Raw genomic sequence first — 21632 nt, 5'->3', positions numbered from 1 at the left:
TTAATGGTGATTTGAAACCTCAAATCCACTTAGCTTTTTGAAATTATAATAAGCCAGGAGATAATTGTAAACAGCTTTTATATAGTTCTGCTCAGCCGTATTGATAGTGGCTGCTGCATCGAGAATGGAGCTGTACGTAACCGTTCCATGCTTGTAGTTGTTTAACTGGTTTTGGTGCAAGGTGCGTGACAATGCTAAACTCTTTTCTGCTAACTGAATATTATCGGCAGCATTCCATAACTCGGTTTGGTTTCTGGATACCTCGTAGTTCAAATCCTGCTGTTTCTGCTTATACTGCATGTCAAGCTGCGAGGCTTTGAGCTGAAACTCTTTTTTATTAGTGTTTGTTCTTAATAATTCGGTAATAGGCAAACTGGCTTTTACTCCAATGTAATTATAAGGTGTCCACAGTGAGGCTGTATATTTAAAATCTGCCGCCTGGTAAAGCGTAGTATAATTGCCGGTTAACGATAGGGTGGGTGTCCATTTATAACTTTCTTTTTTTATTTTAAGGTCGTTCGCTTCTTTTAAGAATACAAGTTGTTTTAATTCTGGCCGTTCCTGCATACTAGTTGGGTATTCGGCTTGTTGATGCGTACTTATTAAAATTGCTAGCGAGTCTGTCAATGCCAATGGGATATCATCTTTCATATTCATCTGGTGCCTCAGTGCATTCATCGATAACTCATAATTCTGGGCGCTTTCTTTTTCCGTCAGCTTCGCGTTTTCAAGGTCGGTTTGCGCTTTTAACAGATCAGTTTCCAGGATGGTTCCCAGGCGTTTTCTTTCTGAAGCGACATCAAGATATTCCTTGTAACGCTGCGTATTTTCTTTAATCAATAACAGTTGTTGCTGTTTCAGTAGCACATTCAGATAAGCTTCTGCAACTTGCATCCTTATGGTGTTTTCCTTTTCGGTGGCCTTTTCCTGCTCCGCTTTTTTTTCAACTTCGGCGATATGGATATCCGCTTTTAACCCCGGTTTGTAGATATTTTGCGAAAGGTCCATACTGAGTGTAGTAAAATTGGTGGTACCTACTTCAATCCTTTCTTTACCGCCATTATTATTAAAACCGTCCAGTATCATCGTTTGCAATTGGGCATTGTAGCGTACTTCTCCATCTGCTTTAATGGTAGGCAGCCATTCGTTTTTGGCTTTGCCAATTTTATTGACAGCAATGTCTACGTCCAGTTTATTTGCCTGGATATCGTAGCGCTTTTCAATGGCTGTCTGCATTGCCTGTGCCAGCGACAATTGCTTTGGCGGCAAGGTTTGTGAATGTGAGGCTATTGCCAGCAGCATTCCGATTAGTATAAAAATTCTTTGTTTCATCGGATGAATCATTTACATTCTGAAAATCTGTACCGGCTCCAGTTTGAATATCTTTCGCATCGAAAAAATATTCCCGATCAGGCTGATGGCAAGCGTTACGAGAAACAGCCCAACCAGCAACGATGGCGAATAAACAATAACCTGGTTCACTGCTGCCATTGCGGCCTGCAATCCGTAAAGCAAACCCAAAGAGGTTAAAAATCCCATCGCAGCATAAATCATGGCCTGCCTGATGATGAGCTTTGCAATAAGGAAGTTACTTCCGCCAATCGCTTTGATGGTGCCATAGTCGCGGATATGGTCGTTTACAGAAGAGAACATTGTTAAACCGACAATGATAATTCCGGTAAGCAGTGAGAAGCCAATCATCAGGTAGAAATTAGCTACAATGCCGCTTGCAGTTTTTACATATTCAATAGAAACATCTGAAAACTCCTGGCCCGTGTAAGCTTTTACCGAGGGTATAGCTTTGTTGATTTCGTTCACGACTGCTCTGATCCTGGTACTGTCTGTAAAGGTGCTTTTAATTAGAAAGGCGCTCACACTATTGTTGCTAAAACCGCTAAGTAGCCTTGCCCGTTCAACAGTGGTGATGATATTGTATTGTCCTAATCCTGCATTATTCACAGACATTCCGCTCACGAAAACCCGCTTGTCGTTGATCGAGAAATGTTCGCCTGTTTTAATGCCTTCCATATTTTCCACATCACCCGCATCGATAATTACGGCTCCCTCATTTTGCAGATTGCTTAAAACTGTTTCAGGTGTATAAAAGGCGGGAGCGCCTGCCATCTCAGGATACTGAACGCCAATGATCTGTGCCATTGCCGAACCGCCGGATTTGGATTTGGTAGTGCCTCCCGCTACAATCACCGGGTAAACTTTGTCTACGCCGGGAATCGATTGCAGTTCATTGCCCACCCGCTTGTCTACATTCAGGAGCGAGGTCGAGGAGGTACTTTTTTTATCAACGGCATAAATATATTCTTTGTTACCCTTTACGATACCCAGGCTCATATCAAGGATATTATTCAGTATACCCAGTTGTGCGCCAATCAGGAAAATAGAAATAACAATACCACATAAAATTCCGATGAGCTTGGCTTTATCGTACGTCATAAAACGCAATGCTGTATTCCACATAGTCATTTACTTGAGGTAGATTTTGCAATCCATTTTATTATTGATGGTAACCCTGGCGTCGATATCGAGCAGTACTTTCACTTCCCGCACACGTCTGTCTTCTACCGTATTTTCATCGGAAAAGAGTGATTTTTTCTTCAGAAACCCGGCGATGTAAATCACCGTTCCGGTTCCCAGTTTTTGCCCGTTCATTTGGGAGAATATTTCGGCCTTCATTCCTTTTGCTACTTTATCTGAAAAAAGTTCATCGACTTCTGTTACCGCTATCAGCGGACCATCGGGCGCAAACTGCCCTAGCTTTTGACCCGGTGTTACATAATCGCCTTCGTGTACATCCCATTGCAGTACCGTTCCGGGAAAAGCAGATCTGATTTGCCTGTCTGATAAAATGGCTTTCCTGTATTTTATACTGGCATCAATTTCCTGCACTTTACGCTGCTGCTGTACGATGTCCGCCATCAGTTTCTGATAATCGTATTGAAGCCGGATTACTTTAGATTTACTGTCGTTAAGAGCCTGTTCAGTGATCGCTTTACTGTTGAATAACTGTTCATTTAACGCTACATCTCTTTGTGCCTTTTCAAGGTCGCTAAGCAGTGCTTTCGCATTTTGCTGCGCAGACAGAATTGCCGCCTCTTGCGCCGGGGCTTTGCTTTGTTCAATGGAAAGTAGAGCGTTATCCGTCTGGTTATCCAGCAAAGCCAGGTCGCTTCCTTTACTTACGGACTGGTTTTCAGAAGCGATAATTTTAGAAATGCGCCCACTGGCGTTGGCGTAAATATTCAATAAGCCTTTTTCGGGCTCAATCCTGGCGATACCAACCACCATATCGATGACCGCTTTTTTAGAAGTAGTATTATTTTTACTTACAGTGTCATCTTTTTTGTTTTCCCCTGAACAGGAAATCAATGCCATCATCACTATCACAGAAAGGGATATCGTTATTTTAGTTTTCATGCTGGATATTTTTATATACTAATGCCCCATTGTACTGGCAGCCTGTACCACCGAAATTTTACCGTTATTGATTTCAATTGCCCGGTCGGCATAAGAAGCCAGTCGCGGGTCGTGTGTTACTACCGCTACTGCTTTACCGCTTTTTGCAAGTTGCTTCAGCTCTTCCATTACAATGTAAATGCTGTCTTTGTCCAACGACGCGGTCGGCTCGTCGCAAAGAATAATTTTAGGATCAGTCACCAAAGCTCTGGCAATGGCGATACGCTGTTGTTGGCCACCCGACAACTGCCTTGGTAGCTTTTTTCGATGGTCCTGCATATTGACTTTTGAAAGGGCTTCCGTTGTCCGCTTCTTTATTTCGGATGATTGTAAGCCCAGCATTTTTAAGGGGAAGGCAATATTGCCTTCTGCCGTAAGTGGCGCCAATAAATTGAATTGTTGAAAAACAAATCCAATAGTCTTCAAGCGGATGGCCGCCATTTCTACAGCAGATAAGGTGTTGGTTGTTTTGCCGTCTATTTCTAAAATGCCTTTTGTGGGGTTGATGAGGCAACCCAATAAAGAAAGCAATGTTGTTTTTCCTGAACCGGACGGGCCGATAATCAATAACAGTTCTCCCTGGTTAACCTGGAGAGTGCAGTTGTCCAGGATGGTCATTTTTCCTGTGGGTGAATCATAAACTTTGCTGGCATTTAATAATTGCGCTATCATCTCATTTCAATTATGATACAAAGCTATTCGGGTAAAATGAGGTAAAATAGCGTACTTTGACCTAAAAATGTTCGTAAACGGTCGCTATGAAAATTGAGCTTACATCAAAAGATGGAATAGGGATGCTGGCAGCATTTGCCCAGAAAGTAGGCAGTACTGTTGAAAATGGAAGAGTGGAAGTGCCGGAAAAGTTTGGGTGGGGTTATATACAAGGCTTTAATTTCGATGAACGATTGCGAATGATGATACGGAACTACGAGTTGTACCAGGACTTTGCGATCAGTCGTAGAAATCAGCCAGCCAATATGCTGATATTTAACTTTCAGCATATTATCAATACATCTAAAACACCTGCCGGTAAAAAATTAGCACCATCGGTACAAATTACCACCCAGGGATTAAATGCAGAAATCTTTATACCCAAAAACACCGTTCTGAATTCTATTGCATTGGTAATTGACGCCGGGTACCTGCGCGAATTGATTGGAGCACGCATTGATCATCCTTTGGTGAACACCATTTTAGAAAATAAGCAACCATTGTTGTTCGAGGAGTTTGTAGTTGCGCCGCTTTTGAAAGTCGTCGACAATATTGTGACTGCTAACGTGCCAATACTGCTTCAGGATTTTTATTACAAACTAAAAACGCAGGAACTCATTTGCCAATTACTGATTGCCCTCGTCAACAGGGATGGAAAGAAATTGTACGGTTTGAATATTGCAGATATCAAAATGTTGTATCAGGTAAAAGAGCGTTTATTACAAAACCTGGAAGAAGCGCCTTGCATTGCAGAGCTATCGAGGTTTTCCGGTATGAGTGAAACAAAATTGAAGAGATTATTCAACCAGGTCTTTGGTAAGAGCATATTTCAGTATTTCCAGAATTTCAGGATGCAGGAAGCTGCCCGTTTGTTGAAAGAAGAAAGGTTATCTGTTTCGGAAGTCGGTTATCAGCTTGGTTTTTCCAACCTCGGCCATTTTGCCAAAGTTTTTGAAGAGGTAATGGGCGTTAAGCCGAAACAATATAGCAAGTTGACCAATAATTAATGAAGTTATCGAACTGTCCGGCTTTTCCGGACAGTTCGATTGTAAAATAGCCGACTAATATTGTCTATGGAGAAAGAACTTCTTCAAAAATACCATGAATTGTAAATTGGGCAGTTTCATCGTTTTTGAGTTCAATGTTCTCGTATGTTTCGTCTGTAGAAAGAGGCATTAGGGTAATACTCTCGTGTTGCCAGGTGCCGGTTTCCTTGTTTTTTACCTTTTTACTGTAGTATTTTTTTACTGTATAATTGGCTCCGTAGTCGGCATCCTGGATGTCGATGTGGGAGGCTAATACAATCTCTCCATTCCGTGAGCCAGAGTCGTATTTGCGGAATAAACAGATGGCTCCATTGGGTATTCTTTTGTTCATGGATTCACCTACAACTTTGCAGGCAAAGTGTTCCCTTGTTATTCTTAGGTCTTGAGGGACAGGATACAATTGAGAGGCACCGGTTACCTGCTGCAGATCGCTGAATCCACCGGCAGATGCTTCTAAATTGTACAATGGCACACTGTTGACAAAAGGTATTAGAGGACCACTAGTATCTTCTTCTACAGAAGTAGCTTCGTCATGCCAGGGAATATGTCTGGAAAAATAGTTGCGTAGTGCTTCGTCGCATACATAAAGGTAAGTGCCTTTCATGCCACGTAACATGAGCGTTTTATAAATATTGAGGATGAATTTTTTTAATAGTTCCGGTTCTTTTATGCCATTTTTACCATTGGCGTCGAAGTAGTGTTCTTTCCTTATAATAATTTCGTTTTTCTCTTTGTCGTAGCCGATTTCGTTGCCTAAGATGATACCTGCATAGTTCAAATCATAACCCTGTACAGTGTGAATGCAACCGACTTCATTAATGGCGTTTGCTGAATTTATCCAATCCCGTTTAACGCTGTTCCATCTGAGATGTGTTTCTCCTATGAAGATGTCATACGCTGTTTTATTTTGTTGTGATGGCCAGGGCCAGGCATATCCGGCAATAATTCTTGCGAGGCCTTCCTGCTCCTCCTTTTTTTTGATATGATCAACCATGTTGTTTACATCATGAAAAAGGCTGAGTTCGTATTCATCCAGGAAGAATTTTGGCTCATTCTGGGGACGTTTGCATAGTAGAAGTTCGTCAATAAACGCTACATACGGAAGTCCGCCACGAACGCGAAACTGCGAGATCAAGTTTCCTGTACCAGTTTCTTCTTTATTATTCATTAATTCATCAAATTGCTCGGGAAGTGCGTCTGATGGTTTTACAGATTGAAAAGCGTCGTAAAAGAATATACTTTTACAAGATTGCTTTAATATCCAATCAACTTCACTGGCAGTATTTTTATCCAGGTGTAGTTCTTCGCAAATGCTGTCAAAAACACCGAAGTATGGGCCTAAGTTTACCCTTCTTCTCAAACGATGAGCCTCATCAACAATTATAATATCGTAATTGTTTTTCCTGAGATCGGCTGGCCCTACTACCATCTCGGCGCCTAGGCCTTTTACATGTTTAAAGATAGATTTGACGGTTGCTCTGAATGAGTCCATTGGAATAACCAATGCCATTTTCAGGTTTTTGTTTGCCTGTTTTATATCCTTCACTAATTGAATGATACGGTAGTCCTCGTCTTTAAAAGTACCGAAATTGAAGTCTTCTTCTGAAGTATGTAGTAACTTAAATAAGAAGATGGCCAGTATTGATTTTCCCGAACCTGCGCCTCCCTGAATAACAAAGCGTTTTTTATCATTATTAGCTATTGCTTCAAGTAGAAAAATCAGATTTTTTGTTTGCTCGGGGCTTAGAGCTTTATATGGAGAATATTTAAACAAGGGAGAATTATCGATATCACTAAGCGTTTTCCTGCATATTTTCAAGGCTCTTAATTCTTCCCAAATGGCTTTAAAAATCTCCTGGTATAGCTCATCTCTCTGATAATAGTTATGATCTACGAGGCCGAGGTTGGCGTTTAATAACTTATACTTTCCATCTCCCGACAGATATCTTATTAAGCCCGATTCTATGTCTAAAGTCGCTGATTTATTAAACTTGTTGCCATAAAAAAAGTAAGTGTCCTCCAGTTTTACTTTGTCAGGATGAGCCAGATGTTTAGTTAATCTTGAAATTGCATCAGCAGTTTCGCCTACATAGGCCAGCGGCAATTTCTTCTCTTCTTTTTTCAACAGGTAAACAATAGGCCAGAGCTTTGTAGCGAAAGGATAGTTCCTCAACCTTCTAAGCAGATCTGCGGAGAAAACATGTTTGTCTATTTTATATTCCTCCTGGATACTCATAGCTCATTGTACTTTTTAGCGCTTCCTTTTGCTTTCTCAACCGGGTATTTCAGAGCGTTTTTGTCGATTTTGCTGTTGACTATTTCTTCTATGTCAAAGCCATATTTGTCTGCTAGTAGCAGGGCGTATGTAAATATATCGGCCAGTTCTTCCTTTACTTTTTCCTTGTCTGCCTCATCTGCTTTTTTCCAGAGAAACAATTCATTTAGCTCTCCTGCTTCAATGCCAATGGCTAGGGCCAGATCTTTGGGATTGTGAAACTGGCTCCACTCACGTTCCAGGTTAAATTGCCTTATTCTTTCAATAAGAAGGTTCCAATCCTTCATGTTTCATCGATTTATTGCGGTAATATAGTAAACTAGATGTTCCGGGAGGCTAATAATCCGGAAAATATATCGAAACAAGGCCCGGATATGAGGCTATCGTTTCTTTGGCTTTTTATGTTTTTCTATTGTGTGATGCTCATAGTGCCATTGAAAATAGCCGCTAGAATGCTCATTATAGCTTCCGCATTTGTTTCTTACGATTTTCCGGATATAGGAGGAAATTGCAGTAGATGCAGGTTTGCTATTGGTTCTTTTGACGTAGCCATTGACAATACAGATGTATCCCCGTTCATACAATTCATCGCAGCCCATTTTGCACAGAGGCATGACTATATTAGGGTCTATACGTTCCTTTAAACCACAATATACTCTGATCTTGATGTGAGCTGTGACCAGGAATGATACGGGAAATCTCTTGTTGCATATGGCACACGTATTTATTTTTTTTCCATCATGTAAAACATCGGCAAGAAGCGACTGTTCTAATCTGTATGTTCTTGTAGTTTGCTTATCAGTTTCAGAGGTCTCTTTTAATTTATCGAGTGCTGCTTTTCGCTTGCCCCCAGGTTTATTAGGTTTAATAATTTCTTTATCAAATGAAAGCTCTTCCAGCGCTTTCTGACTGGTGAGTATGTCGAGTACCCTGAATCCTTGTATTAAATAATTAGGCTTATGGTCGGCTGCCAGATTGTATTCGGCTAAAGGGATTGATAGGTCGTTTATGTCTTTGAGGAAGTAGATATATTCCCAGGTACTTTCGGGCCCATTACTTCCCCATAGATATCTTGCTAAGGAGGCATTTTGCATCTTATAAGTAACAATTCCCGAACATATCAGGAACTTGTCTTTGGCAAAAACAGCCAGATCACCGGGAGTAATTTTCTCCCATTCTCTGATGTTGGGGCCTTTTTTAGGTTCAACGCCCCAGACAAAAAAATGGCCGTCGGGATAAATCTTCTTCAGTTCAGTTTGTTGCTCCCGCGTCAGGAATTTATTTATACGGGAAAGCTTTACTGAGTTCTTAATAGTATCCCAGAAATGGGCATAGGCCAACTTGTTAGCACAAGGTTGCTCAATGAGTTTACTCATTTAGGTCAGTTTATAGAGTACAGCATTAAAGGAACTTCAAATTACGAATTTGTAAGGATTTACGGAAATGGATAAAGTGAATTGAAGGAGTGGTAATGTGTTGATTTTTAGTTTTTTGTGTGATTATTGACTTTTTATCCCTTTGACTGAATATTTATGCCGTGGTTATTTCGTGGCTTGAAAAAATCGGAAGCAGGGTTTCCTCTGGATGGCAATTTTCAGTGGTTCCTGCCAAAGCCATTCGGGAGGATTTTACCTACTGAACGAGGTACTAGAATTGGAGGAAGCATTGGATATTATAGTGAACGTTGCTCGGCAAAGAGCAAAGTGATATAACTAATACGGTTTCCCATAAATTAGTCATTTTAGAATATCTCATTTTGTGAGCTAAAATAAATTATTAACTATGTCGACACATCAAGTATCATGCATTAACAAACGTGGAAATCATTATGATGCTCATGAAAGAATTTCTCACATCGGCGGACTAAATAATAGTGGAAGCCGTTGGAAGTTAACAGAAGACGAGGCTATCAAATCTATTGAGGAAAACAAATATCAATTTTATGTCAGCGTTAACGGCCGAAGTGTTAATGTTGTTATTGCGCAACATGAGAATAGGAAATATCTCAAAACAGAATCTGATAGATATAGCCCTAACAATTTATTGAATCTGCCCGAATGTCCTTAAGTCTTAAAGCTGCTCAAGAGTTTCTACACGGTGGGCAAAATGTAAAAAGCCTGCGAGTTTGTCCTTGCAGGCTTTCAGAATATAAGTATTGATTGGTAAGTACAGCCGAGTTTCTTGTTTTTTTAGACGTTAATCCTGTCGGCTTTCTTTATTTGTAGTTTATTATTTCATCAATTAAATTTATTGAACTACAAAATTGCCTGAGGTTATTCCGAATAAAAGTCGCGTCTTATGCAGACAAAAAATTCCCCGGAACCCGCAATCCGTCTTCACTCGACAATACTTTGCTCATTACCTTCTGAAGCCCTTTAGGAATAAGGTCTATTTCAGGTTGCGCAAGTGGCTGAAGCAACTCAATGAATTCATCCTCGTCATCATAGTATCCGAACTGCAATACCCATTTGTTGTCAGGTAATAACCGGAGGGCCATTTCCTTGTCCTCCTCATAAATATGCACTTTAATTACTGCCCATAATTCATCGTCCTCGTCTTCAAAATGAACTTCAACAAAATCTTGGCTTATCACTTCTGTCACGATCTTCTCCACCAGGGAGCCAGGATGTTTCTTTACCAGTTCTTCGTATGTCATGTTGTGGCTTTAAACCTGTGAAGTTAAGGAGATCCCTGTCGAACTTATTTTTTGTTGTTACTTTTCTTTCCTGAAGACAAATATCGAAGAAAACGCCGCAACCCAAATACCAATCCCAAATAGCTGAAATGCCCTGTCCAGACCGATATCGACGATCAGGCTCAATACCAGGCTGCCGAGGCCATAACCTGAAAAAAGAAAAAAAGCGAAAAGTCCTGTAGCAGCACCTTTTTTGGCACTGAATGTTGTGACGATAGCGGCAAATAGTGGATGGGATAAATCAAACCCTAAAGAAAGCAGTGCTACTAAAATACAGGAAACGGCAAGACTGAAATTCTGGCTTAATAGCAGCACGGTGATTGCTCCAAGGAATAGACCAATGGGTATGATCTTATTTCTTCCATAGCGGTCGGCCAGCCTTCCCAGCAATGGCCCGAGCAATAGTCCGGGAATACCGTAACCTAATAAAGCAAGACCGATCTGAAATTCGTTCAGCCCGTAATTACTGTAAAAGAAATAACCTAACCAGGCGAAGATGCCACTATGAAACATCCCATTGAACAATACATAAAAATAAGTGCGCCTTGCCCTTCCGGCCGATAAGATAGTGCGGAAAGACAGCAAAATATTATCCCTGGTTGTGATAGCTTCCCTGTTTCCAAAGCTGTTTTTTTGTCGTATCAATATCAGGATAAGAATAACCAATCCAATACCGGCGACCCCTGCAAAAAGCCCCCGCCAGCCTATCAGTGAAGTAATGAACGCCCCGGCGCTGGATCCAAATGCCGTACCACCTGCCATGTTGCCGAAGAAGATCCCTAAGGCATGACCCCGTTTTTCATAAGGATAGGTATCACTGATCCAACTAATCGTTGTAGGGGCAACACCGGCAGCGCCGATGCCTGTCAATAATCTTAGGAAGATCATCTGATTAATTCCATTTACGAAGGCTGTAAAGAGTGTAAACAAGCAAAACATAAAGAGGCAAAAGGTTACAATCCGGAACCTGCCGAAGCGGTCGCTAAGAGGGGCATACACCAATGTAAACAGTCCATACCCAAGCAGGTATGCAGGTTCAATAAAACTAACGTGCCGGACAGTAGTATCGAACTGTTCCGAGAGCATTGGCAGCAGCGGCGCTACCATGAAGCCCTGGAAAAATATAATGAAAGTGGCCAGTGATATAATATATACCGGCAACATGGATACCTGTGCAGCCGTTCCTCCGCCTTTATTTATTCCGCTCATTCTTTTCTTTGTTTAAGAGCGCAAATTTCGGCAAGGCAAAAGAATACGGCTTATACCTATTCAGGCAATGATTGGACTTTTTATCGATTTTGCGTGTCGAGAGGCCGCCGCATGAGTTGAAGGGCATCATCCCGGTAGGCAGTAGGTGTTATGCCTGTCATTTTCTTGAAGAACCGGTTGAAATAAGCTGCTTCATTGAATTGTAGCAGGTTGGCGATTTCCGATACCTGTAAACCGGTGTGCGTCAGCAGGCTTTTTGCCTCCAGCAATATCTTTTCATTGATATGATGTAAAGCGGTGTGGCCTGTATATTTTTTGACCAGGAAGTTTAAATGGCTGGGTGTGAGGTGCAGTTCTTCTGCAATACTTCTTACCGTTGGCCTGTGTTCTTTTCTTTTGTTGGGCGTATCTATAGAATAGGTGTTCAACACTTTCCTGAACCGAACCATAAGGGATGCCTGCTTTAACTGGATATCTGTTTTTGCCTGTCTATCTTTATAATACAGGCGGCGAATCTGGATAAGCAGCACTTTTAACAAGTGTTGTATCATTTCAAAATTATCGGCATTGCCGGATTTCATTTCAACAAGCAGTGCTTCGGCTGTATGCCCTATGGCATCCATATCTGGCTGGGATAATCTTAAAATTGAACTGGCCCCGTTCACGAAGAAGGGGAAGTCTTTTGTAAACAAGGGACTCTGGGGGGATATTCCCGCAAATTCAGGCGTAAAACAAACGAGGTAGCCATATATCGTTTCCACACGTTGCCAGCTTTCTATTTTGCCCGGGTAGGCAAAATAGATACAGTTTGAAGAAGTGCTGACGGTTTCGTCGGGCAACAGGAACCGGATTTCTGGTGTTTTGCAAATGACGAGCCGGAAAAAGTTCCCACGAAAGAGCGGCATGAACAACAACTTGCCTTTTGCCTGGTCTTCCATCCGCATAATGGTAAAAAAATTATTCTCTGCCTTCCCAATCCTGAAGGTATCGTAGAAGTCGCTGATCTTATCGAGCCAGGGAATGTAGACTTGTTTGTTTTTCTTCGCCATGCGTTATCCAAAAATCTAATCCAAACTTACACAAAAGATTCCTACTACGATTTGCTGTATTTCGTACTATTCAATACAGGATAAATCGGGCCTTTTATCCAATGGATGTTTTAATTGTCAATTTTTCCTTAACGACATGGGGCTGTCTTTTCAGCAGAGAAGCAACAGTGTCAACACTCTTGCATAGAGCATAAACTCTTGACATTATTTTAAGTTCCTCGTCTGTCCAGTATTCATATGCAAGCGGATAATAGCGCTTAAGTTCAAGCTCCTGAGGTGTGTATTTTTTGTCATTCCTTACAGGCAGGCATGCTACATTGGGGGCTTCTTTATTTAATAACAGTTCTATATCCTGCTTGTCCATAACCGGCCTATGTTGCCTAATGGATTTGCCGGAACTATGCGCTATATTATTGTTGTTGCTGTGGACGGGATTAAAATACCATTCAAGTGTATGTTCCTTTTCAACACATGAGCATTGTTTAATCAAGTACAATAAGTTTGATTCTTTTAGCTCTTTTAAAAATGATCGAAAACGTAGGCCTGCATGGCGATCTTTTTCAACTAAGCCCTTCCTGGATAAAAAATCATATACATCCGTTGATCTTGCGTCGGCCATACCAGTTTGAAGCAAAAAGTCTTGAATGGCATTGCTGATTCTTCTGCATTTTTGAAATAATTCCTGTGTGAGCTCCATGGTCAGGTAATTTGTTTCTGTATTTGAATCGAAGAAAGATTGGGTAGGAAGAGAGAGTCACGGCGCTGAAAATATTATTGAGTGCCTTATATTAAAACACCTTTAGATGGAATTGATCCCAGCCGGTATAAAGGTCATATATTTACCCTGCTTTTATGAAGTATGTGAGTCATGTACATACAGATGTCTGCCAGAAATCAGGGAGATCTTGACCTGAGATTTTTTACCCAACCCAATAGTTTTGATCCAAAGATTCCCAGGAAAGGTATCGACCAGCTTTTCATAATGAGGATTACTGCTAGCAAAAAGAGCAGGAGCATAATAAATAGAACTACCAATAACCAATGAGGTGTCGCCCCTTTAGTTTCAGTTTCCAAAGAAAATTTCCCTATTTGACATTTAAAGGGAGTGTTTGATGATTTGGCCATGTTTGAATATATTTTTATCTCTTATAAATATCAGAAAGAAGCTAAGGAAATCAGCTTTCGCCTTTCATCGACAACACTTACCCTTCTTTAATTGCCGCTTTTAATTTTATCTAGCTTATTTCCTGATTATTCTAAACGACAAAGCTATTTTTTCGCTTAAAAAAATAAAAGGACAGGGGGGACAGGCTGCAATGATAAATCTGCTGCTTCCACTTAATGAAACAAATTTGACACAACTGGCAATCCGAGGAGTATAGTCTCCATTGCTATTGCAGTATAGGAGGTTGCATTCTGTTGTATTAATAAAATACTCTTACATGGTGTTCTATCGAAGGATGCCGGAAGATTAGTATTGTTTTAGGGGTGATTGCGTCGTAGTAAACTACAGCTATCAGTAGAAATACTGAAAATGAATTGAAGCAACTCAATAAGGACAATAAGCTTTCGCTTATTGAAAGGAAAGTTAAGGCTGATAAGTTAGTATACAAAAGCATAAAAGGCTTTACTCAGTTAGTTTTATGGAGTTCTTCATAATGTAAAAATCTTAACTTTTTAACATAAGGTCTTTTAGTTATGCCTAGAGAAAAGTGGAGTAGAGAAGTGATTTTGGATAAATGTACTGAACTTTATAGCCAATGGGGATGTGTTCCGACCAGCAGCCTAATGAAAAAAAAGGGTTATAGAAAATTGGCTCAGTCAGTTCCTAGATACTTTAAAAACTTCCACAACCTATATTCAGAGATGGGGTTGATAAGCGACAAGAAACCAGCTGGTTATTGGACTAAAAAGACTACAGTAGCCGAATTGAGGGAGTTTTGTCAAATAAACCAACAGCTTTTGGAGACAAAGTCAATTTTTAAGCTCATACTCGAAATGAAAATGACTGCTTTGACTAATGCAATAAGTAAACATGGCGGCCTAAAAGTGTTGAATAGAAAATATAAATTGGGCATTAGATTAAGAAAAAAGATTTGGACGAAAGCTAGAGTGACTCGAGAATTGAAAGAGCTTCATGATGCGGGACATCCCGTAACTGTATCTAATTTACTTAAGCTTGGCAAAAATACTTTAGTCGCTGCTGTAAGTAGATTGGGTACTTTATGTGGCTTTAAAAAGGCTGCTGGTATTCCTGTAACGAAAGTTGTTCGATGGTCTGATAAATTGATTGTAGAGCACCTTAGGCCTATTATCGAGGAATATGGTTTTTTTCCTAATGCATCAGTGCTGAAGATGATAGGACGTTATAACTTATCGCATGCGATTTCCAAAAATGGTGGATATCCCAAGTTTTATAGATTACTAGGTATGCGCTCTGAAAGGCTATTTCCTGCAAATGATGGACATTATCTGCAAAGTTCCTACGAATGTATTTTTGATAATATACTCTTTAAATACAATATACCTCATCGGGTACATGTTAGGATTTCGAAGAAGTATTTATACAAATGCGACTTTCTGATCGGGAAAACCTATATAGAAATTGCGGGGTATAGCCGTACCGGTAGTGATGCTTATGAAGTTAAAATGGCTAAGAAGATTTCGGTGTATAAAAAGCTAAGAAAGAAATATATAATTTTGCCTCAAAAGCTCTTTTGTCAACGAATTGAGTGGATTGAAAAAGAGGTGATTGGTATTATTAATAGAATAGGTTTTTGGTCGATAAAAACATCAATTTTGTATAACGATTGTTGCCTAAAGCCCCCGACTTACTGGGCTGACTTCAAAAATATAAAAACGGAACTGCAGCCATTTATTTCGAAGTATGGAAGAATGCCTACCATAAAGGAATTGTATTCTGAAGGTAGAGCTTCAATGGCTAATGCTATTTATAAATATCATGGTACAACGTATGATGTTGCGCAAAAGCTAAAAATCAAATGTCGGCAGGTTTCTCGGGAATACTATACCCTGTCTAAAACAGTTGCTGATTATAAACAGCTTTGCATAGATCATAGTAAATATTTGACATCTAGGGAACTTTATGACATGAATTTGAGAGGGTTGGCTCACGCGATCATCAAATACAAAGGCTTTCAAACTATTCGTCGGAAATGTAAATTAGCATTTACTCTACGCCGCTTTCGTGGAAGGGAATATTCGGAAGAGCAAGCGATTGTTGACTATAGGAGAGCCTGTATAAAATATAAAAGATTTCTTACTCGACATGAACTAATTGCCTATGGGTTTACCCCGCTGGCTCGCTGTCTTAATCGTCATGGGCTCACTTTGGAAAGGGCGCGTGCTGAATCTGGGCTAAATTTTGAGACTCCTTACTACCTACGCAATAGATACACAATAAAAGAGGCGGTAGAAACTTATAAGCTCTATTGTAAGGAGTACGGCTTTTTTTTAACAATTCCCCAGTCTCAGGACTTAATGCCTGCTCAAATGATAGGGTATATTATCAGGACTATTGGTTTTAGAAAAATGAGGGAGTTGACGAAGCTGAAATACTGATTTTTAATCTGATACCTTATCGTTTGTTGAGTTCTTTTTGAGAAATTTGACTGATTCTGAGGTGAAAACGAATAGTTAAATTGCTTCACTTGAGAATAAGCAATAAAAACTGGACAAATGTGCGGTAGAGCGATTTGTCCAGTCAGGTGGCCGATTCTGAACAGCTTTCCAACTTCTTTCTCGAAGATTTGAAGCGGTTGGCTGATTTAAATATATGATTATCTACTGTTTACTAAGTATTGTGTTTGCGCGTTTTTTAGTTCGACGTTGATCGCTATAAATGAGTCGTTTGATTCACTTATTGATTGCCAGTAGAATCATTCTGTCACAAAAAAATACCATATTTGTGACAACTGCTGCCTCTAACCATTTAGTGAGTGACTTGAAGAGAATAAATAATGTTTCCACTTTCACAATTATATTTTTACTGACTTTTGGTATTGAACAGATATCCTCATTAAGTTATTTAATCCCTCTTTCTTTGATTACAGTGTCGCATAGACATCGGTTAATCAGACCAATTTGAATTTACGATATTGATATTATATTATTATATTGTAGCCAGATATTTTCGGCTACTAATTTTTTATATTACAACCTTGACCTGTCATGAAATATCTCCATACAGCCGACTGGCACATCGGTCAGTTGTTCCATGAGTACGACCGCGCCTATGAGCATCAACAGTTTTTAAAATGGCTGCTTGGGTCACTTCAAGCTGAACAGGTGGACGTATTGCTGATCAGCGGCGATGTCTTCGATCTGTCCAACCCTTCGGCAGAGTCCGTGAAAATGCTTTATTCCTTTCTGAACCAGGCCGTGACTGCCAACCCTGATCTGCAAATAATTATTACTGCTGGTAACCACGATTCGGCGGCCAGGTTGGAATCGCCAAAGCCATTGCTGGAATCATCCAACATACATATTGTTGGCCTCGTTGAAAAGAAGGATGATAGAATTGACTACGAAAAACTTGTTATCCCTCTGAAAAATAAAGACGGAACTACTAAAGCCTGGTGCCTAGCCATTCCATTTTTGCGTATGGGCGATTATCCGGTAATTGCAGACGCCGAAAACCCATATTCAGCAGGCGTTGCAGCATTTTATGCGCAGGCGTATGCCTGCGCATGTTCCAAAAAACATGCAGAAGAACCCGTTATCTGCATGGGGCACCTGCACGCGCAGCAAACAGATATGACCGATATTGATCAATCGGTGGAACGGGCCATCATGGGAGGTGTTGAATGCATTGGCATAACGGCTTTCCATGAAGATATCCGCTATGTGGCCCTGGGGCATATTCACAAGGCCCAGCGTATTGGCGGCAAAGAACATATCCGCTACTGCGGCAGCCCAATCCCCATGTCGTTTTCAGAGCTGAATTACAAGCACCAGGTCATTGTGTTTGACCTGGAAGAGCAAGGCATTAGCAATTTGAAAGCTATTGAAGTACCCGTGTCGGTACTCTTAAAGAGAGTACCCTCGGTACATAGCTCACTTGCCGAGGTGACAAATGCACTACAGCAACTGCCTGTTGCGGGTACCGATCTTCAGCCAGCCCCATATCTCGAAGTGCGGGTTCTGCTTGATGGACCAGAACCAGGCCTTCGCCATAAAATAGAAACTGCCCTAAGCGGCAAACACGTGCGCCTGGCTAAAATTGATGTAAAATACCCAGTAGTCAATACCACGGGCAGCAATGCAGTAACCGTTGCAGAAGATAGCCTTCGCCAGTTGCAGCCCAAAGATGTATTGGAACAAGTCTATCAATCCCGTTACAGCGCTGCTGTTCCAGTCGAGCTGCTCCAATTATTTAATCAGGTAACCCAGGAGGTGACCCAAACTGAAGCCGTATGAGAATTCTCGGCATTCGCATAAAAAACCTGGCCTCGCTGGATGGTTTTACTGAAATCAATTTCACGCGGGAACCCTTATCCTCCGCGGGCATATTCGCTATTACCGGTCCTACCGGTGCCGGTAAATCCACTATACTCGATGCGCTCTGCCTAGCCCTGTATGGCAAAACACCACGCTACAAACAAGGGCAGGAGGCAGGTGTTGATATTATAGATGTACAAGGCAGCACCATTAACCAGGGCGATCATCGGGGCATCCTGCGCGATGGCGCTGGCGAAGGCTTTGCCGAGGTTGACTTCATTGGCACCGATGCACAAACTTACACTGCCACCTGGAAAGTAAGGCGGGCCAGGGACAAGGCTGATGGCGCTTTACAGCCGGATACGACATTGCTTACCAACAAATTATCCGGAGCCATCTTTCCTGGTAAAAAGAAAGAAACGGCAGAAGAAATTGAGCGCCTGGTAGGCCTCAACTTCGAACAATTTACCCGTTCCGTATTGCTGGCCCAGGGCGACTTTACGGCATTTTTAAAAGCAGCCAAAGACGAAAAATCGGCCCTTTTGGAAAAGCTTACGGGAACCCGTATTTATTCCGAAATATCCAGGCAGATATTTGCCCATTACAGCCAGGAAAAAAGAGCGCTGGAAGACCTGAATCTGCAACGGGAAGGTATTGTCACGCTTACCGCAGAAGAGCTGCAGGAGCTGGAGCGGCAAAAAACAACTATGGAGCAAAGCATGGCCCTGCTGGAAAAAGAAGCGGAAACGCTAAATCAGGAAATAAACTGGCACGACAGGCTTAAGCTCTTGCAAACTACGCTTAGCGCCGCTAGTGCGGCGCAGGAGCAGGCTATGCTGGCCAGACAAAATGCTGCAAGCCGTGAACAATTATTAAAGCTGGTGGAACAAGTACAGCCTACCCGAAGTTGGATGGAGGGGCAACAGGCGGCGGAAAAGCAATTGTCCGAAAAAGCGACCGCACTACAACAGCTACACGCCACGCTTCATCACCTGCAACAGCAACAGGAAGCATTAAGCCAGCAATTGCAAACCGCAAACGAAGCAGCAGCCGCCACTATCGGGCAGCAGGAAGAAGCTCTTCCACACCTGGAAGAAGCAAAGGCATTGGATGTACAGATCAAAGAAAAAGCACTACAGGTAGCCCAAGTTACAACAGAGGTAAAAACGGTTGAAGAAACCCAGCGGCAGTTGGAAAGACAACTACAGATACATCAGCAGCAAGCTGAAAAATTGCACTTTTCCATTACCCAACTACAACAATGGAAACAGGATAATGCCGCCCGGCAGCCTATTGCCGAAAATCACGGCCTCATCAACGCAAAACTGGCCGACGCACAGGTTCTGCTGGATGCTGCGCAAGAGCTATTGCCACAACTAGAAATTGTTCAAACCGCTATAACCGGGGCGCAACACGCAAAAGCGGAGCTGGAAATACAATTGGCAACTATAACTCAACAAATACAAGCCGAAAGGCCAAAACATACCGCGGCCGCTGAAGCTTTGGCCGGTATACCTATTGCAGATGTAGAAAAGGGAAAAGCGGCTATCGATACCCATATAGAAGATATTATTGGGGCAGAAGCACATTGGAAAATAATAAGCCACAGCCAGGCAGAGCTAGATATACTAACGCAAAAGCTGGCGGGCAATAAAGACGAACTACAGGCCAAAGTGCATTTGCTGGCCTGTGCGTCCGAACAGCTCCTGGTAGCTGCGGCTGAACGGGATGCATCGTTACGCATGCTGGAAAAGGCAAAGCTGGCTGCTGCCGAAAATGTGGAACTGCTGCGATCGCAATTAACAGCCGAAGAGCCCTGTCCTGTTTGTGGCAGCAAGGAACATCCCTACGTTACCGAACAACCACAATTAAATCATGTGCTATCCGAACTGAAAGCAGCACACGAGCAACATGATAAAGCTTATACTACCTGCCTGCAAGCGGAAAGCGGTTTAAAGCAAACGGTCAACAATTTAGAAGAGACTATCGACCTCCAGGAGCAGGAAGTAGGCACCAAAGAAACGTCGCTTGCAGTACAGCACACAACCTGGTTAGCTTTTACCATTTATCCGCAGGCGGATACAATATCTGACCAGCAAAAAGCGACTTGGCTGGCCCAGCAATTGCAGGATGCTCGCGCGCAGCAAAAACACCTGCAACAACAAATACAGTTGCATGCCAATCAAAAACAGGAGCTGAATGCACTGCAGCAGCACATACACCAACTGGAGCAGCAGCACAACCAAAACAGCAATGCCTTAAAAGATACGGAGCGCCAACTGCAATCCTTGCAGCAGCAACAGGCACAACAGCTTGCACGGCAGCAAGACAGCCACCAGGCACTGGCTGTTATAGAAGAAAGCCTGGCCCCTTACTTTGTCACAACCGGTTGGTTTACGAATTGGCAACAAGATGCTGCGTTATTCCTGCAACGCATCAGCCAGTTTGCCGATCAATGGAAAACCACCACTCAAAAGCTGGAAGAGGACACCCGGCAACAAGACATACTAACAGCAAAAATAGAGGCTGCAAAGAATCAGCTACAAAACGCTAGTGCAGATGTACAAAAAAAGCAAGCTGCACTTGGCGGTGTAACACAACAACAGGAAGTCCTTACCCAAAAGCGGCAGGCCATCTTTAATGGCGAGGCTGCCGCAACGATAGAGCAAAAATTAAAGCAAGCCGTAACGGCAGCACTGCAGGCGGTGGACAAAATGAAGGCCGACAGGGAGCTGCTTCAAACCAGCCTGACCCGTACAGCAACCCAAAAAGAACAGGCCGAAAAAGATATACTGTTGTTGCAGCAACAAGCCGAAGCTCTTGTCCAAAACATACAGCAATGGCTGGCTACATTTAATAGTGGTAATGCATCTGTATTAACCCACCAGCAATTAGGGCAACTGCTGGCCTACGATACCCGCTGGATAGCAACAGAGCGTGCCGCATTAAGGGTTGTAGAAAATGCCCTTAATGCAGCGCAATCCGTATGGCAAGAACGCAATACGCAATTACAGCAGCACCAGCAGCAACGGCTTTCCGAACGAAATGCAGAAGAGCTAGTCACTTTACTGAATACCGCAAAAGCAAACCTACAGCAGCAGGTACAGCAGAAAAATGAAATTGGTTTCCAGCTACAGCTGAATAGCAGCAACAAACAAAAAATAGGGCAACTGCTGAACGCCATACAGGCCCAGGCGCTTACTGCCGAAAACTGGGCCAAGCTCAACGAACTGATAGGCTCAGCCGACGGTAAAAAATTCCGCCTTATAGCACAGGAATATACCCTAGATGCACTGCTTACGTATGCCAATGTGCACCTGGCTATGCTCAGCAACCGTTACCTGCTACAACGTATACCCAGCACTTTGGGCCTGCAAGTGGTCGATCAGTATATGGGCAACGAAGTACGCACTGTGTATTCTCTTTCCGGCGGCGAATCCTTCTTAGCATCTTTGGCCCTAGCCTTGGGCCTGGCGTCGTTATCGGGTAGCCAAATGCAGGTAGAATCGCTGTTTATTGACGAAGGCTTTGGTTCGCTTGATCCTGCTACGCTCAATATAGCTATGGATGCCCTGGAGCGCCTGCACGACCAAGGGCGTAAGGTGGGGGTGATCTCTCACGTGCAGGAAATGACGGAGCGCATACCCATACAGATAAAGGTGAATAAACAACAGAGCGGGAGGAGTAAGGTGGAGGTGGTAAATGTATAATAAAAC

At 42.2% G+C, this 21632-nt stretch carries 17 protein-coding genes; 6 read left to right on the top strand and 11 right to left on the bottom strand.

Annotated elements, in window-relative coordinates:
* The 4 genes from ESB13_RS09805 to ESB13_RS09790 are packed head-to-tail and all read right to left on the bottom strand — an operon-like array spanning position 1 to position 4089.
* Complete coding sequence (locus ESB13_RS09805) at positions 1–1332, bottom strand: TolC family protein (protein WP_164974159.1); 1332 nt, start codon at positions 1330–1332, stop codon at positions 1–3.
* Positions 1333–1344: 12 nt separating this feature from the next.
* A complete protein-coding gene (locus ESB13_RS09800) occupies positions 1345–2481 on the bottom strand; it encodes an ABC transporter permease (RefSeq protein WP_129002804.1) in 1137 nt (378 codons plus the stop codon).
* Positions 2482–3432 carry an HlyD family secretion protein gene (locus tag ESB13_RS09795; protein WP_129002803.1) on the bottom strand — a complete coding sequence of 317 codons (951 nt, stop codon included), beginning with the start codon at positions 3430–3432 and terminating at the stop codon, positions 2482–2484. It lies immediately after the preceding gene.
* Between the two features lie 18 nt (positions 3433–3450).
* Positions 3451–4089, bottom strand: coding sequence for an ABC transporter ATP-binding protein (locus ESB13_RS09790; protein ID WP_407920865.1), 639 nt, complete (start codon positions 4087–4089; stop codon positions 3451–3453).
* A gap of 5 nt (positions 4090–4094) precedes the next feature.
* On the opposite strand from ESB13_RS09790, the gene ESB13_RS24280 reads away from it, so the two are divergent.
* Both ESB13_RS24280 and ESB13_RS23935 read left to right on the top strand, forming a co-directional pair.
* On the top strand, positions 4095–4178 hold the full coding sequence (locus ESB13_RS24280) for a hypothetical protein (protein WP_407920864.1): 84 nt from the start codon (positions 4095–4097) through the stop codon (positions 4176–4178).
* Between the two features lie 51 nt (positions 4179–4229).
* Positions 4230–5189, top strand: coding sequence for a helix-turn-helix domain-containing protein (locus ESB13_RS23935; RefSeq protein WP_220399598.1), 960 nt, complete (start codon positions 4230–4232; stop codon positions 5187–5189).
* 64 nt (positions 5190–5253) lie between these two features.
* Here ESB13_RS23935 and ESB13_RS09775 read toward each other — a convergent pair whose 3' ends face one another.
* The 3 genes from ESB13_RS09775 to ESB13_RS09765 all read right to left on the bottom strand — a co-directional run bounded on the left by ESB13_RS09775 (position 5254) and on the right by ESB13_RS09765 (position 8879).
* On the bottom strand, positions 5254–7353 hold the full coding sequence (locus ESB13_RS09775; protein ID WP_220399597.1) for a DNA/RNA helicase domain-containing protein: 2100 nt from the start codon (positions 7351–7353) through the stop codon (positions 5254–5256).
* Between the two features lie 107 nt (positions 7354–7460).
* Positions 7461–7790, bottom strand: coding sequence for a nucleotide pyrophosphohydrolase (locus ESB13_RS09770; protein ID WP_129002798.1), 330 nt, complete (start codon positions 7788–7790; stop codon positions 7461–7463).
* Between the two features lie 93 nt (positions 7791–7883).
* Positions 7884–8879, bottom strand: coding sequence for an HNH endonuclease (locus ESB13_RS09765; RefSeq protein WP_129002797.1), 996 nt, complete (start codon positions 8877–8879; stop codon positions 7884–7886).
* 406 nt (positions 8880–9285) lie between these two features.
* Here ESB13_RS09765 and ESB13_RS09755 point away from each other — a divergent pair, with 406 nt between their 5' ends.
* Positions 9286–9570: a DUF3892 domain-containing protein gene (locus ESB13_RS09755; RefSeq protein WP_129002795.1), complete on the top strand. Its 285-nt coding sequence runs from the start codon at positions 9286–9288 to the stop codon at positions 9568–9570.
* A gap of 229 nt (positions 9571–9799) precedes the next feature.
* On the opposite strand, the gene ESB13_RS09750 is transcribed toward ESB13_RS09755, so the two are convergent.
* The 4 genes from ESB13_RS09750 to ESB13_RS09735 form a co-directional block, all read right to left on the bottom strand.
* Entirely contained in the window at positions 9800–10159 is a 360-nt protein-coding gene (locus tag ESB13_RS09750; RefSeq protein WP_129002794.1) for a hypothetical protein, read from the bottom strand.
* 57 nt (positions 10160–10216) lie between these two features.
* A complete protein-coding gene (locus tag ESB13_RS09745) occupies positions 10217–11407 on the bottom strand; it encodes an MFS transporter (protein ID WP_129002793.1) in 1191 nt (396 codons plus the stop codon).
* Between the two features lie 80 nt (positions 11408–11487).
* On the bottom strand, positions 11488–12456 hold the full coding sequence (locus ESB13_RS09740; protein ID WP_129002792.1) for a helix-turn-helix domain-containing protein: 969 nt from the start codon (positions 12454–12456) through the stop codon (positions 11488–11490).
* 94 nt (positions 12457–12550) lie between these two features.
* Positions 12551–13153 carry a hypothetical protein gene (locus ESB13_RS09735; RefSeq protein ID WP_129002791.1) on the bottom strand — a complete coding sequence of 201 codons (603 nt, stop codon included), beginning with the start codon at positions 13151–13153 and terminating at the stop codon, positions 12551–12553.
* Between the two features lie 1001 nt (positions 13154–14154).
* Here ESB13_RS09735 and ESB13_RS09730 point away from each other — a divergent pair.
* The 3 genes from ESB13_RS09730 (at position 14155) to ESB13_RS09720 (ending at position 21626) form a co-directional block, all read left to right on the top strand.
* The gene (locus tag ESB13_RS09730) at positions 14155–16038 is read left to right on the top strand and encodes a hypothetical protein (protein WP_129002790.1); all 1884 of its coding nucleotides are present in this window, start codon (positions 14155–14157) and stop codon (positions 16036–16038) included.
* A 609-nt stretch (positions 16039–16647) separates the two neighbouring features.
* A complete protein-coding gene (locus ESB13_RS09725) occupies positions 16648–17895 on the top strand; it encodes an exonuclease SbcCD subunit D C-terminal domain-containing protein (protein ID WP_129002789.1) in 1248 nt (415 codons plus the stop codon).
* A complete protein-coding gene (locus tag ESB13_RS09720; protein ID WP_129002788.1) occupies positions 17892–21626 on the top strand; it encodes an AAA family ATPase in 3735 nt (1244 codons plus the stop codon). The genes ESB13_RS09725 and ESB13_RS09720 overlap by 4 nt, the downstream gene beginning before the upstream one ends.
* The last annotated feature ends 6 nt before the right edge of the window (positions 21627–21632 follow it).

Source organism: Filimonas effusa (assembly GCF_004118675.1).
Taxonomy (GTDB): Bacteria; Bacteroidota; Bacteroidia; order Chitinophagales; family Chitinophagaceae; genus Filimonas; species Filimonas effusa.
This window is presented reverse-complemented; position numbering and strand designations above follow the sequence as displayed.